Raw genomic sequence first — 16101 nt, 5'->3', positions numbered from 1 at the left:
ATATAATAGAAGTCGCCTTTTCAAAAATTATTATTGTTAAAAAACGATTTTCACTGCTTGTTTTTGTCAAAATATCAATTATGTATTAAAAAAATGAATTATTGATATTTTAAAATCTTTTCTTTAACAAAGTCGAAATTTGGTGTTATAAAGTAAGTGGGGTTTTACCTCTATTTTCGTGAAGAATAGTTCTAAATTAGAAATTATAACGTTATAGTTGCGATTTTGAACGCCAAATTCTGCTCTTTTTCTGATAGCTAGATTTTGTATAAATCTTGCTTAAAAAAAAATTGCACAAAACAATTGTAATTCAATTTTTCTTTTAACTTTGTAATTCAAAGTTCTTTTAAAAATAAAACTCTATGAAAAACAAATTACATTTATTTAAAGAATACACACAAAATGAAGGAGTCATAATGAGCTTAGTTGTTTCATCAATTTGCTTGTTTTTGCTCTGCATTATATTAATCTGTTCCGCCTTCGACTCACGCGGCGCAGAACCTTTATGTGTAATAAGCCTGATATTTGAATTCACTTATTGTGTTACGCTCTCTTTTTTTCTTTTAAGAAAAAGAGAAAAATATGTTCATTTACTTCCTTTTTTGTTTTTAAACTGGCTTATTGGATGCTTTTGCCTTAACGTTTTCTTCTCTATTTTTGAAGATCTGCCAGTTTGGGTTTACCTCATTACTTTGACTTTTTGCATTTCAAATTTCTTTATCTATTCTACACAAAACAAAAGCAATACTGTTCTGACTCTTTTCTTTATTAATGGATTATCTTATTCATTAATACTATATTACGCTTTATATCTCTTACCCATTACATTAATTTCTGTGATTGGAATTATAGTTTTAGGAATAGGATTTTATGGCTTAGTTCCGGCAATAATTTCAATAGGACATTTAATACGATTGGTAAAGTTGTTTGAGGAAGACAGACAATACTTTATTTCTTTTGCTTCTGGTATTTTAAGCGTATTAATAGCTTTGTTTGTTTTTACTTATCGACTGAATATTGAAAGTGAAAGAATCAGCCAAAACGAAATTGCAAAATCATTTGATTATAATGATGATTTACCAGCTTATATTAAGATTTCACAGCATTTAGAGCCTAATTTTTTCAATGAAATTTTACTTAAAAAAGGCATTGTTTATAAAAGTAGTGATGATTTCTTTAGTTTTAGAGGCTTGGATTCATTTGGAAGTTCTAAGTATAATGAGAGAAAAGTTCATAACCCATTTATAAACATTGCTTATGCTTTTTGCAACGAACTTAATTTAAGTACTGACGACCGAATTAATATTCTGAAATCAAATTTTGACAAAAGGTTAGAAACAGAGGAACAATTATGGAGCGGGGAGGATTTGTTTACTAAAGACATTAAAGAAGATGTAAAAATTTATCCTGAATCAAGATTAGCCTACACCGAAATTACTATGAATATTGCCTGCGAGAAAGAATCCTGGCAAGACAAGGAAGCCATTTATTCTTTTCAGCTTCCGGAGGGTTCTGTTGCAACTTCTCTTTCTTTATGGGTAAACGGCATTGAACGCAAAGGTGTTTTAACGACTAAAGAAAAAGCGCAGGCTGCTTATAAACAAATTGTTGGAGTAGAAAGCCGTGACCCTTCGTTGATGCAATGGAAAGAAGGAAACAAAATTGTTGTTCGTGTTTTTCCTGTAAGTCACGAAAAACCCCGAACTTTTAAATGTGGTTTTACTACTCCTTTACAAGCGGGTAATAATGAAATGAAATATCAAAGTCTTTCGATAAAAGGCCCTAACATTTCAAATGCTTCTACTCTTTCCCGAATTCAGATTACGGGCGATGCAAAAGTCAGAACCAGTAAAGATTTTGAGTTTAAAAATAATTTTTATGTTAACGAATCAAAAGGATTAGATGACTGGGAAGCCGCTATACCTTTAAACAAAATCAATTCGAGTTCCTTCACATGGAAAGATAAGACCTATAAAGTAAAAGAAATTCAAAAAGTGAATGTTCCTTTTACGGCTTCAGAAATTATTCTGGATTTAAACAGCAGCTGGACTTTAAACGAAATAGAATCATTTGTGAACTTACCACGAAAATCAATTTATGTATACAGCGACAAAGAAAAAAAGGAAATAACTAAAGAGAACTTCAAAGAAATTCAATGGGAATTTAAAAACCTGCATTATTCATTACTGCCGCTTTATAAGATTGCTAAAAACAGTTTAATTATTACTAAATCTGGTGCATTTTCAGCCAATTTTGAAGAACTAAAGGAATCTCAATATTTAAACAAAATAAAAACCGGAACCAAACAGCAAAATTTAAAAGTCATTAATATTTCCGGAGAAATTAATCCGTTTTGGCAAACCGTCAAAGAGCAAAAATATCTTGACTATTATCAGGCTTCTCTTCAAAAGAGTTTACAACTGATAAATCAAAATCAGTTTGTATTGTATAAAACCGATGAAAGCTCCGTTAATATTGAACCTGCACATATTTCAATTCAGGAAACGGCTAAAGACAGTGTTTCTAAAAGCAATGGTCCAAATCATATTTACAGAATGTATGCTTTTGGAAAAGTTTTAGAAGAACAAGTTAAAATTCAGAATGATACTTTAGCTGCAAATAAATACGTAACCCTTGCAAAAGATGCTAATGTGGTAACTCCAATTTCGTCTTTAATTGTTTTAGAAACGGATGCCGATTATGAAAATAACGGAATTGAGAAAAATGTGGATACTCTTGGAAACGCTTCGATTAAAAATGACGGTGCGGTTCCGGAACCTCACGAATGGGTAATGATTATTATTGGCCTGACTACTCTTTTATTTTACTATCAAAGAAACAAAAAACAAAAAGCTTAATGAAAGTTTTACTGCAGCCACACGCCAAATTAATTGCAATTCTTGCTATAACAATACTGTTAGTCTTAAACTATAGTATTGTATCAACAGGATTAGATAATAATTTTTTTGGCGTTATATTTTCTATTTTCCTATTTCTTTATGCAGGAAGAAAAACTGCTTTAAGGATAAGTTATCCGCTGCTTGCATTAATTTTTTTATTGGAATTTATAAGCTACAGACTGCATACAAAGTCATTGCATTTTCATGCTCTCTTGTTGTTTGCTTGTTTTGTTTATTACAGCTTTACCCAAAAGTTTTCTTTTATTGCTTTTATCTGTCTCTTTTTGTTTTCGTCAGTTTTTGATCAGTTATTCAATTATTTAACTGTCGAAATAAAACAGACGCTTTGTTACGGAGTGTATTTAACATTAAAAAATTTCATTCCGATAACTAAAATTGAAGGCGTTAATTTTTATATCAATAATGCAAAAGTTTCGATAGATACCGCTTGTATGGGGTTGTCGATGTTTAAAACGGGATTATTATTCGGAGCTTTTTTATTGACTTTAGAAGAACGTAAAAACCAAAAGTATTTCAACATTCTGCAAATTTTATTATTTTGCTGTATAATAGTAGTTCTGAATATTATTTCAAATTATTTCAGAATCATTACTTTAGTTTTATTCAATTGTACCGAAGAAAATATACTGCATCACACTATTGGAATTATGTGTTTTGTATTTTATCAAATTGTTCCTCTTTTATTTCTAATACGATTCTTTCATCCCAAAAAAGAAAGCATAACCGGCAATTCATTTTTTCCAAAACTTTTACCAATGATAATTGCGACCGGAATATTGTTTATTACTAGTTTAGAAATTAAAAAGGAGCAGAATTATTCGCTGTTAGAAAATCTCAGTCCTCATTATAATATTAAAAAAGGAGTTTGGGTCAATAATGAAGTTTTTAAGATTGCAGCGCCAGAAACCTTAATTTATATCAAAACACCAATTCACAAGCCTTTAATTTGCTGGACAGGAAACGGATATAAAATCATTGAATCTAAAGAAATCATGAGAAGCAATGAAAAAATATGGCTGACGAAATTAGAAAAGAATAACATTAGATATTTCTCTTATTGGTGGTATGAATATGACAATAAAAAATATACATCGCTTACCGAAGTTTTACTGCTAAAACTTTTTCACAACAAAACGGTGCGGTTGATAAATGAAACGAGTATTAAAGAATTGAACTAAAAAAAAGCCTGATTTAAAAATCAGGCTTTTTAGATATATCTTACATCAGCTTTTTAATAATAACTTCTTCCGTTATTCCTTCAGCGTCTGCTTTGTAGTTTTTAATAATTCTGTGGCGTAAAATTCCGGTTGCCACTGCTTTTACATCTTCAATATCAGGCGAAAATTTACCATTGAAAGCTGCGTGAGCTTTTGCTGCTAAAATTAAGTTTTGCGAAGCTCTCGGCCCTGCTCCCCAATCAAGATAATTCTTTACAAAATCATTTGTCAAAGCATTATCCGGACGTGTTTTACTTACTAAAGTTACCGCATATTCAATAACATTATCGGCAACAGGAATTCTTCTGATTAAATGCTGGAAATCGATAATTTCCTGCGCTGTAAATAATGGGTTTATTTCTACTTTATTATCAGATGTAGTTTGTTTTACGACTTTTACTTCTTCTTCAAAAGTTGGATATTCTAATTTAATAGCAAACATAAAACGGTCTAATTGCGCCTCTGGTAAAGGATAAGTTCCTTCCTGCTCAATTGGGTTTTGTGTTGCCAGTACAAAATAAGGTAAATCTAATTTATAGTTTTGTCCTGCAATTGTAACTGAACGTTCCTGCATTGCTTCCAATAAAGCTGCCTGCGTTTTTGGCGGCGTTCTGTTGATCTCGTCAGCCAAAATAATATTAGAAAAAATTGGCCCTTTTATGAATTTAAATTGTCTGTTTTCATCTAAAATTTCACTTCCTAAAATATCCGAAGGCATTAAATCCGGTGTAAACTGAATTCTTTTAAAATCTAAACCTAAAGCTTGAGATAAAGTATTAATCATTAAGGTTTTTGCCAAACCAGGAACCCCTATTAAAAGAGCGTGTCCTCCTGAAAATATACAAAGTAAAATTTGGTCAATAACGGCATCCTGCCCTACAATGATTTTTGCTATTTCGTTTTTTAATTCGTTGCGTTTCTGAACTAAGTTATGAATTGCTGTTACGTCAGACATTTATGAATATATTTTAAATTAAAAAGAGTTAGTTGAATGAATTCATAAAACTAACTCTTTTTCTTTATTTAATAAAAATTATTTTTTCAACCAGTTATTAGCAAACGTACAATCTCTGTACTCTCCAATAATTTTGATATAAGTATCTTTAATTTTAGTATCAAACCATTTTGCAATTGCGTTGATTTGTTTTTCTTTTAATGCTAATTCTTTAATTTTCGTGTAATCCTTAGCATAGTCAGCAGTATGTTCGTCGATTCTGTTTGTAACAGTGATTAATTTATACGTTTTCTTCCCTTTATCATCTGTATTTAAAAGCGGCTGAGAAACTTCATCATCTTTTAAATTAGAAACCTGACCGTATAAAGTTGGATCCATTTTAGTTAATTCAAAACGAGTATCCTGAGTGTTTGGATTTATTAAAGTTCCTCCGTTTGCTCTGGTTTCTTTTTCGTCAGATTCTGTTCTTGCAGCCTCTGCAAAAGTAATTTGCTTGCTTACGATTTTCTCTCTAATATTTGCCGCTCTTTCTTTAGCTTCTTTCAAAGCACTTTCAGAAACTACTGGAGCAATTAAAATATGTCTTAATTCAACTTCCTGTCCTTTTATTTTGTCAACCATTATAATGTGGAAACCAAAAGTAGTTTCAAATGGCTGAGAAATTTCACCTTCCTGCAAACTAAACGCTACATCCTTAAATTCTTTTACGAAAGGCGTTTTACGTGTCATTTTATAATAACCTCCATTTGGTGCAGATCCAGGATCCTGAGAGTACAAAACTGCTTTTGTAGCAAAACTTGAACCTTCTAAAACATCTTGTCTAATAGCGATTAATCTATCTTTAACCTTTTGCTTATCTTCATTAGAAACTTTAGGCTCAGTAACAATCTGCGCTACTTCCATTTCTGCTCCAAAAGTTGGCAATTCATCTTTAGGGATTTTTTTAAAGAAATTACGAACTTCCTCTGGAGTAATTTCTACATCTTTTACAATTTTATCTCTCATTTCTGAGGCTAATTTTTGCTCTTTTAAGATGTCAGCAAAATATGTTTTAAATTCTTCTACAGAACTCTTTTTATAATATTCAACCACTTTATTGATATCTCCAACTTGCTGAATCATATAATTCAAACGTTCTTCCATCATCCCTCTAACTTCGGCATCGCTTACAATAATACTATCCTGAATTGCCTGATGTGCGTATAATTTATCTTCTAAAAGTTTACCAAGCATTTGACATCTTGTAATATCTTTAGTATTACCACCCTGACTTGCAATCTCTAAATAACCTTTATCAATGTCAGAATCTAAAACAATATAATCTCCAACCGTAGCAATGATACCGTCAATTTTTTGTTTTCCGTGTACCGTTTCTGCCGGCTTTTCTGCTACAACATCCTTAATAATTTCCTGTGCTGAAATTACTGAGTTGAAAAAAAATAAAAAACACATTGTTAAGACTACCTTATAATCAATTGTTTTTAGTTGCAATTTTTTTAATGACATTATTTTAAATTTAATTTTTGGATGTAAAGATCTGTATTCTAAAATTTAATTGGGCTATTATTTATTTTCAAAAGCTATTCTCAAAAACTAAATAATGAACTTCTGTTTTCTTTTATAAAACGAACAAAAATAACAATTCAATTACATAATACAACTATCAGCCATAGTATTAACAAAAAATTATGTGGATCGTATTTAAATTCACGACAAGAAGTTTAATTCTTCAATCTTTTTCTTTTTCAAAAGGCCATTAACCCAAAAACGACCAAAACAATATCAGTTGATTTTCAGTCCTATAAAAAAAAGTTTTAAACACTACAACGTTTTCGTTGTAAAACTATTTTCCTACAAAAACAAATCGAATCAAAAAACCCCTACTTTAGATGCGTTATTAATAATTTATAGCTGCAAAAAATAAGAATATCTTGTTTTTAAAGTCTTAAAATTAGCAATTTCAAACTTTATTAATTTAACCTTAACCACAATCTATTATGAAAAAACCTATTGTAAGATTATTTTTTCTTACTGCAATTACAACCTTTTTGTATTCTTGTACAAATGAAACGAATGATGTTGACGCTAAAGCAGAAAGTCAGCAATTTAAAATTATCAATGTCACTAACCACGATGGAAAACCTTTTAGCACCGGAGCTTCTTTATCATCTCCAACCGGAAAATATGTAGACAATCCGGGCGGAGGTGTAATGATGCAGGCTTTTTATTGGGATGTTCCTGCTGGAGGAACCTGGTGGAATACCGTAAGCGGTAAAGTAGCTGCCTGGGGTAATGCAGGAATTGGCTCAATATGGTTACCGCCTGCTTCAAAAGCACAAAATGGTGCATTTTCTATGGGATACGATCCTACTGATTATTTTGATTTTGGAGATTACAATCAGAATGGCTCTACTGAAACCAGATTTGGCTCTAAAACAGAACTAGTAAGTTTGATCACAAATGCTCATACTGAAAACCTTAAAGTATATGCCGACATCGTAATTAATCACAATAGCGGCGGTCAATCTGAAGCTAATCCGTTCACTGGAACAAATACATGGACTAATTTTACTGGAGTAGCTTCAGGAAAATTTCCACGTACTTACAATGACTTTTACAAAAACAGTTATGGCAATAATGATGAAGGTGCTTTTGGTGGTTTTCCAGATTTATGCCACGCTGCTCCAAATGTTCAAAATTGGTTATGGCTTAGAACTGACGGAGTTGGTAAATATTACAAAAATACCATGAAGTTTGACGGATGGAGATTTGATTACGTAAAAGGATTTGGCGCGTGGGTTGTAAATTCATGGAACGCTAATGTAGGCGGATTTTCGGTTGGAGAATTATGGGATTCAAACGTAAATATATTAAATGACTGGGCAAACGCTGCTAATAGCTCTGTTTTTGACTTTGCATGTTATTATAAAATGAATGATGCTTTTGATGGCAATAATCTGGCGCTTTTGAATGATGATATGATGTGGAAAAGAAATCCGTATAAAGCGGTGACTTTTGTAACCAATCATGATACAGATGAAATTTGGAGCAAAATGCTGGCGTATTCTTATATTTTAACTCATGAAGGATATCCAACAATTTTCTACAGAGATTATGAAGAATGGCTGGATAAAGCGAAATTAAACAACTTGATCTGGATTCATAACAACAAAGCAACGGGTACAACTTCTATTTTATATTCTGATAATGACGAATATGTAGCAAGAAGAAACGGTTACAACGGAAATCCTGGATTGGTTGTTTACATCAATAATTCTGATGCTTGGCAGGAAAGATGGATTCAAACCAATTGGGCCAATACACAGATTAAAGATTTTACAGGAAATTCGACTTGGTACCCAACAACTCAAGCCGATAAATGGGTAAAAATTCAATGTCCGCCAAAAGGATATTCTGTTTGGTCAATTAACCAGTAATTTATTTTTCAATATCAATGTAAGGCTGTTTTTAAAAACAGCCTTATTTTTTTATAAAAAGTGATGTTTTGAAAAGTTATCGCTTTCAATTTAAGAACTGAATATTTTTATTAAGCCGTAATTAATAGTACTTTTGCAACCTATTTATACAAAATATGAGCTTTTTAAAAGAAATACAACGCAGAAGAACATTTGGAATTATATCGCATCCCGATGCCGGTAAAACAACATTAACGGAAAAATTATTATTATTTGGAGGGGCGATTCAGGAAGCTGGAGCTGTAAAAAATAATAAAATTAAAAAAGGAGCAACGAGTGACTTTATGGAGATCGAACGCCAGAGAGGTATTTCGGTTTCGACTTCTGTACTTGCTTTTAATTATAAAGATAAAAAAATCAATATCCTTGATACTCCGGGACACAAGGATTTTGCCGAAGATACTTTTAGAACTTTAACCGCAGTTGATAGTGTAATCGTTGTTATTGACGTTGCAAAAGGGGTTGAGGAACAAACGGAAAAATTGGTTGCTGTTTGTAGAATGCGTAACATTCCTATGATTGTTTTCATCAATAAGTTAGACCGTGAAGGTAAAGATGCTTTTGATTTAATGGATGAAGTAGAGCAAAAACTGGGATTAAAAGTTACACCTTTAAGTTTTCCTATTGGAATGGGTTACGATTTTCAGGGAATTTATAATCTTTGGGAAGAAAACATTAATCTTTTCAGCGGAGACAGCCGTAAAAATATCGAAGAAACTATTGCATTTTCTGATGTTCAAAACAATCCTGAATTAGATAAAATTGTTGGGCAAAAAGCAGCTGAAAAACTTCGTGAAGAATTAGAATTGATTGATGAAGTTTATCCAAAGTTTGAGCGTCAGGATTATTTAGATGGAAAAATTCAGCCTGTATTTTTTGGTTCTGCATTAAATAATTTTGGAGTTCGTGAATTGTTAGATTGTTTCGTGACAATTGCTCCATCTCCAAGACCAAAAGATTCTGAAACTCGTTTGGTTGATCCGGCAGAAGAAAAAATGTCTGGTTTTGTATTTAAAATTCACGCTAACATGGATCCGAAACACCGTGACCGTTTAGCTTTTATAAAAATTGTTTCTGGAACTTTCGAAAGAAACAAACCTTATTATCACGTTCGTCAGAAGAAAAATTTAAAATTTTCAAGTCCGAATGCCTTCTTCGCAGAGAAAAAAGAAATCGTTGATATTTCTTATCCGGGTGATATTGTGGGTTTACACGATACAGGAAACTTTAAAATTGGAGATACTTTAACTGAAGGTGAAGTAATGAGCTTTAAAGGAATTCCAAGTTTCTCTCCGGAACACTTTAGATACATCAACAACGCCGATCCTATGAAAGCTAAGCAATTAGAAAAAGGGGTCGATCAGTTAATGGATGAAGGTGTTGCACAGTTGTTTACTTTAGAACTGAATAATCGTAAAGTTATTGGAACTGTTGGAGCACTTCAATATGAAGTTATTCAATATCGTTTAGAGCACGAATACGGTGCAAAATGTACTTATGAAAACTTCCCTGTTCACAAAGCTTGCTGGGTAAAACCTGATGATGCTAAAAATGAAGAGTTCAAAGAATTTAAACGTATCAAACAAAAATTCCTTGCCCACGATAAATACGGTCAGTTGGTATTTTTAGCCGATTCTGATTTTACAATTCAAATGACACAAAGTAAATATCCAAGTGTGAAATTATACTTTACTTCTGAGTTTGATTAATCACTTCTTTAGAAAAATATAAAGGCTGTCTAATAGACAGCCTTTTTTCATTACATCCCCAACATTTTGTTTTATTGATCTGTATAATTAATTCCTAATCCGCCGGCAATAAAAATTTTAGTCAGCTCATCTGCATCAATAATTATATTTTGTGATAAAACATTATTTTTAACTGCTTTTATAGTAAAAGGTATTTCTTTTGAAAGATAATAATCGCTTCCTGAAATAGTGACTATTAACGTTTTGCTGTTTTTTGAAACTTGCGCTGCTATAGAAAACTCTCCTGTTTTTGGATTTACTTTCACAGGATTTTGTGAACCATTAACAGATAACATTAAATCTGGATATGTTTCTTTATTAAAAGGTTTATGTGTTTTTGCTTCTAATAATTTTCCTTTTACTGTAACCAGGACTTCTTCATTTACAGTTTGATTAGAAACCACTTTGCCTAATCTATACATAGGCTCTGCACAGGCTTTTTCAATTTTAACAGGCTCCTTTTCTTGTGCAGTAAGATTTGAGGCAAGTAAAATAGTTGCTGCAACTGCTGCATATTTTAAAGTATTGATTTTAGAAGTCTCACTGTATTCAAATTGTTCTTCAAGCTGTGTAGTTTTTAATCGTGCGCAAATGTTTGCATCTTTATTTCCGGCAATGAACCTGGCAACTTCAGAATTCGTTTTTTTACTTAAATCAATCACATTTTTCATGCATGAATCACAAAATGAACCGCTAGCGTTAGGAATCATTTTATCAAAATTTTCAGAACAAGGATTTTTTATTTCTAAGGTGAATTTCTTTTTCATACTATACATTATTTAAGTTAAAACCTTTGTTAGTGGTTCTTACTTATATAGAGTACATTTTAAATAAAAAGGTTGGGAAGAGATTAAAATATTTTCAAATTATAAATTGATTCATTCGTTTTTGAGCATAAAAAAAGCGCTAATTTGATTAGCGCTTTTTTTTAATTTGAATTAAATCAACCTTACTAAGTCATTATATTTCAAAAATTAATCTTTCATAGGCAGAGCCAAATTAGAACAATATAACCACGCAGGAAAATTTAGTCGATTAAAGTATATTAAATCAGATTAACTGCATTTATTGTTAACTCTAAAGCAAAAAAAAGCCCCATTAAAATGGGGCTTTAAAATTTATGCTTGTCCTGCCGGACCAAAATTAAGCGGTATTGGTGCTTGTTCCGTTTCTTTGATTTCGCCGTGAGCGGCCTCAAATCTATGGATATTTTCACCTATTGCTCTTAATAATCTTTTAGCATGTTGTGGTGTCAAGACAATTCTTGACTTTACCTTGGCTTTAGGAATACCCGGCATAATGCTGACAAAATCTAAAACAAATTCTGATGATGAGTGATTGATAATCGCAAGATTAGAATAAATTCCTTCTGCAATACTTTCGTCTAACTCAATGTTAATTTGCTCTTGTTGTTGTTTCGGATTACTCATAGTTTCCTAAATTAATAAATATATTCTTCTTTATTAGCCATCATTTCATTATAATCGTCTTTAGATCCTACGATAGTGTTATCGTATTCTCTCATACCAGTTCCCGCAGGAATTCTGTGTCCAACAATTACATTTTCTTTTAATCCTTCTAAATCATCTACTTTACCAGCTACAGCAGCTTCGTTAAGTACTTTCGTTGTCTCCTGGAATGAAGCCGCAGAAATGAATGATTTAGTTTGTAACGAAGCTCTTGTAATACCTTGTAGAACTGGCGTTGCAGTTGCAGTAATTACGTCTCTTGCTACAACAAGATTTTTATCATTTCGTTTCAATAATGAATTTTCATCACGTAAATCACGAGGTGAAATAATCTGACCTGGTTTCAATACAGCAGAATCTCCAGCGTCTTCAACTACTTTCATACCATATAATTTATCGTTTTGAACGATGAAATCTTTAGTGTGAATTAATTGGTCTTCTAGGAATAATGTATCTCCTGGATCCTGAACTCTTACTTTACGCATCATTTGACGAATAACTACCTCAAAGTGCTTGTCATTAATTTTTACCCCTTGTAAACGGTAAACCTCTTGAATTTCATTTACCAAGTACTGTTGAACAGCAGCTGGACCTTGAATTCTTAAGATGTCATCTGGTGTAATTGCACCGTCAGACAATGGAACTCCCGCTCTTACGAAGTCATTTTCTTGTACTAAAATTTGGCTAGAAAGCTTAACTAAATACTTTTTAATTTCACCAAATTTAGATTCGATAACGATCTCACGGTTACCTCTTTTGATTTTTCCAAAAGAAACAACACCATCAATTTCAGATACAACCGCTGGGTTTGAAGGGTTACGAGCCTCAAGCAACTCAGTAATTCTTGGTAAACCTCCCGTGATATCGCCTGCTTTAGAAGAACGACGTGGGATTTTTACTAATACTTTACCTGCTTTAATTTTCTCACCGTTTTCAACCATTAAGTGTGCACCTACTGGTAAGTTGTAAGAACGAATTAATTCACCTTCTTTACCATAAACTAATAACGTTGGGATTAATTTTTTATTTCTAGCCTCAGAAATTACTTTTTCCTGGAAACCAGTCTGCTCATCGATCTCCACCATGAACGATTGTCCTTGCTCTAAATCCTCGTAAGCAATCTTACCAGTAAACTCAGAAACAATTACACCGTTATATGGATCCCATTTACAGATTACAGTTCCTTTAGCAACAGTTTCTCCATCTTTAACAAAGATACTAGAACCGTAAGGAATGTTATGTGTATTTAAGACGATTCCAGTTTTCTCATCAACTAATTTTAATTCAGTTGAACGTGATACTACGATATCTACCGCATTACCTTCGCTGTCTTCACCTTTAACAGTTTTTAAATCTTCAATCTCAAGTCTACCGTTGAATCTTGTAACAATACTAGATTCTTCAGAAATACCTCCAGCAACCCCTCCAACGTGGAACGTACGAAGTGTTAACTGTGTACCTGGCTCACCAATAGACTGAGCTGCAATAACTCCAACTGCTTCACCTCTTTGTGTCATTTTACCAGTAGCTAAGTTTCTACCGTAACATTTAGCACAAATACCTTTTAAAGCTTCACAAGTTAATGGAGATCTAACCTCTACTTTTTCAATTGGAGAAGCTTCTATAGTTCTCATAATTGCTTCAGTAATTTGCTGTCCAGATTGAACCATTACTTCATTAGTAAGCGGGTTTATAACATCTTGCAATGCAACACGTCCTAAAATTCTTTCTCCTAATGACTCAACGATTTCCTCATTTTTCTTCAATGCAGAAACTTCAACACCTCTTAAAGTTCCACAATCTTCGATGTTAACAATAACATCTTGAGAAACGTCATGAAGCCTTCTTGTTAAGTATCCAGCATCGGCCGTTTTAAGAGCCGTATCCGCAAGTCCTTTACGAGCACCGTGAGTAGAAATAAAGTACTCAAGAATCGAAAGACCTTCCTTAAAGTTAGAAAGAATCGGGTTTTCAATAATCTCACCACCACCAGCAGTAGATTTTTTAGGCTTAGCCATCAAACCACGCATACCAGTTAACTGACGAATCTGTTCCTTAGAACCCCTCGCCCCAGAGTCAAGCATCATATATACAGAGTTGAAACCTTGTTGGTCTTCTCTAATATTTTTCATTGCTAATTCTGTTAACTGAGCATTTGCTGAAGTCCATACGTCAATAACTTGGTTGTAACGTTCGTTATTCGTAATAAGACCCATATTATAATTCACAGAAATACCTTCAACTTGCTCTCTGGCATCTGCAATTAATTTTGTTTTTTGCTCTGGAATTCTAATATCACCTAAAGAGAATGATAAACCTCCTCTAAATGCGAATTTATACCCCATATCTTTCATATTATCCAAGAAAGCAGCCGTTGTAGGTACATCAGTCACACTTAAAATGTGTCCGATAATATCTCTAAGGTTTTTCTTAGTCAATACATCATTGATATATCCAGCTGCTTCAGGTACTACTTCATTAAATAATACACGTCCTGCAGTTGTTTGAATAATTTTAAACACTAATTCTCCAGCGTCATTAAAATCTTTTGCTCTAATTTTCACACGAGCATTCAATTCTAATCTTCCTTCGTTTAATGCAATGTTTACTTCTTCAGCAGAATAGAAAGTCAAATCCTGACCTAAAATAATGTGATCTTCTGTAGAAATACGTTCTTTGGTCATATAATATAGACCCAAGACCATGTCCTGAGATGGTACCGTAATAGGAGCTCCATTTGCAGGGTTCAAGATATTGTGAGAAGCCAACATTAATAATTGAGCCTCTAAAATAGCTTCTGGTCCTAAAGGTAAGTGAACCGCCATCTGATCCCCGTCGAAATCGGCGTTGAAAGCCGTACAAACTAATGGGTGTAACTGGATCGCTTTTCCTTCAATTAATTTTGGCTGGAAAGCCTGAATACCAAGTCTGTGCAAAGTAGGAGCACGGTTCAGTAATACTGGGTGTCCTTTAATTACATTTTCTAGAATATCCCAAACTACCGGCTCTTTTTTATCAATAATTTTCTTAGCAGATTTTACTGTTTTAACAATACCTCTTTCAATCAATTTACGGATAACGAAAGGTTTGTATAACTCAGAAGCCATATCTTTTGGCAATCCGCATTCGAATAATTTTAACTCAGGACCAACAACAATTACCGAACGAGCAGAATAATCCACACGTTTTCCAAGTAAGTTTTGACGGAAACGTCCTTGCTTACCTTTTAATGAGTCAGATAATGATTTTAATGGTCTGTTAGATTCTGTTTTAACAGCAGAAGCTTTACGAGTGTTATCAAATAATGAATCTACAGATTCTTGTAACATACGTTTTTCGTTTCTTAAGATAACTTCTGGAGCTTTAATCTCCATTAATCTTTTCAAACGGTTGTTACGGATGATTACACGACGGTATAAGTCGTTCAAATCTGAAGTTGCAAAACGACCTCCATCAAGCGGCACAAGCGGACGTAATTCTGGCGGGATAACTGGAACCACTTTCATGATCATCCATTCTGGACGGTTTTCGCGGTTTTCGTTAGACTCACGGAAAGACTCAACAACTTGTAATCTTTTTAAAGCTTCAGTTTTACGTTGTTTAGATGTTTCGTTGTTAGCGCTGTGTCTTAATTCATAAGATAAAGCATCTAAGTCAATACGAGCCAATAAATCCATAATACACTCTGCTCCCATTTTGGCAACAAATTTATTTGGATCTAAATCATCTAAATATTGGTTTTCCTGCGGAAGAGTATCTAAAATATTTAAATATTCTTCTTCAGTTAAGAAATCTAGTCTTTGTAAAGATTCTCCATCTGCATTTTTAGCAATACCAGCCTGGATTACTACGTATCTTTCGTAGTAAATGATCATATCTAATTTCTTAGATGGAAGACCAAGGATATAACCAATTTTGTTTGGAAGAGAACGGAAGTACCAGATATGAGCAATTGGCACAACAAGGTTGATGTGTCCTACTCTATCACGACGTACTTTTTTCTCAGTAACTTCAACACCACAACGGTCACAAATGATACCTTTGTAACGAATTCTTTTATATTTACCACAAGCACATTCAAAATCCTTAACAGGTCCGAAGATTCTTTCGCAGAAAAGTCCGTCACGTTCTGGTTTGTGAGTTCTGTAGTTGATTGTTTCTGGCTTTAAAACCTCTCCTCTTGATTCTTTCAAGATAGATTCTGGCGAAGCCAATCCAATAGAGATTTTGTTAAATCTTTTAATTGGATTCTTATCTTTATTATTTCTATTATTCATCATAGTTTTTACTATTGATTTACTTGCTATTAAAAATT

General features: G+C 32.9%; 9 protein-coding genes. 4 read left to right on the top strand and 5 right to left on the bottom strand.

Translation table 11 applies throughout. The features are described 5' to 3' along the window. The first annotated feature begins 362 nt into the window (after window positions 1-362). Window positions 363-2858 (top strand): XrtN system VIT domain-containing protein, encoded by a 2496-nt coding sequence (locus tag BUE10_RS23260; protein ID WP_073489469.1) that lies wholly within the window; start codon window positions 363-365, stop codon window positions 2856-2858. Beyond that, complete coding sequence (gene xrtN / locus BUE10_RS23255; protein WP_159439083.1) at window positions 2858-4099, top strand: exosortase N; 1242 nt, start codon at window positions 2858-2860, stop codon at window positions 4097-4099. The genes BUE10_RS23260 and xrtN overlap by 1 nt, the downstream gene beginning before the upstream one ends. Before the next feature lie 40 nt (window positions 4100-4139). Here the strand turns inward: xrtN and BUE10_RS23250 are convergent, their stop codons facing one another. Both BUE10_RS23250 and BUE10_RS23245 read right to left on the bottom strand, forming a co-directional pair. After that, on the bottom strand, window positions 4140-5093 hold the full coding sequence (locus tag BUE10_RS23250) for an AAA family ATPase (RefSeq protein ID WP_073489465.1): 954 nt from the start codon (window positions 5091-5093) through the stop codon (window positions 4140-4142). A 78-nt stretch (window positions 5094-5171) separates the two neighbouring features. Continuing rightward, the gene (locus BUE10_RS23245; protein WP_073489463.1) at window positions 5172-6599 is read right to left on the bottom strand and encodes a peptidylprolyl isomerase; all 1428 of its coding nucleotides are present in this window, start codon (window positions 6597-6599) and stop codon (window positions 5172-5174) included. Window positions 6600-7090: 491 nt separating this feature from the next. On the opposite strand from BUE10_RS23245, the gene BUE10_RS23240 reads away from it, so the two are divergent. After that, window positions 7091-8530 carry an alpha-amylase gene (locus tag BUE10_RS23240; RefSeq protein ID WP_073489462.1) on the top strand — a complete coding sequence of 480 codons (1440 nt, stop codon included), beginning with the start codon at window positions 7091-7093 and terminating at the stop codon, window positions 8528-8530. Between the two features lie 155 nt (window positions 8531-8685). Beyond that, window positions 8686-10278 carry a peptide chain release factor 3 gene (locus BUE10_RS23235; RefSeq protein WP_073489460.1) on the top strand — a complete coding sequence of 531 codons (1593 nt, stop codon included), beginning with the start codon at window positions 8686-8688 and terminating at the stop codon, window positions 10276-10278. Window positions 10279-10349: 71 nt separating this feature from the next. Here BUE10_RS23235 and BUE10_RS23230 read toward each other — a convergent pair whose 3' ends face one another. From BUE10_RS23230 to rpoC, 3 genes are all read right to left on the bottom strand, one after another. Further along, window positions 10350-11084, bottom strand: a complete 735-nt coding sequence (locus tag BUE10_RS23230) for a hypothetical protein (RefSeq protein WP_073489458.1) — start codon at window positions 11082-11084, stop codon at window positions 10350-10352. A gap of 351 nt (window positions 11085-11435) precedes the next feature. Next, entirely contained in the window at window positions 11436-11747 is a 312-nt protein-coding gene (locus BUE10_RS23225; protein WP_053472302.1) for a DUF3467 domain-containing protein, read from the bottom strand. Between the two features lie 11 nt (window positions 11748-11758). Next, window positions 11759-16066 carry a DNA-directed RNA polymerase subunit beta' gene (gene rpoC / locus BUE10_RS23220; RefSeq protein ID WP_073489457.1) on the bottom strand — a complete coding sequence of 1436 codons (4308 nt, stop codon included), beginning with the start codon at window positions 16064-16066 and terminating at the stop codon, window positions 11759-11761. Window positions 16067-16101 lie beyond the last annotated feature (35 nt).

The sequence above is a fragment of the Flavobacterium sp. CF108 genome, assembly GCF_900129795.1.
Taxonomy (GTDB): Bacteria; Bacteroidota; Bacteroidia; order Flavobacteriales; family Flavobacteriaceae; genus Flavobacterium.
The sequence above is the reverse complement of the archived record's forward strand: the minus strand, read 5'-3'. Positions and strand labels throughout refer to the sequence as shown.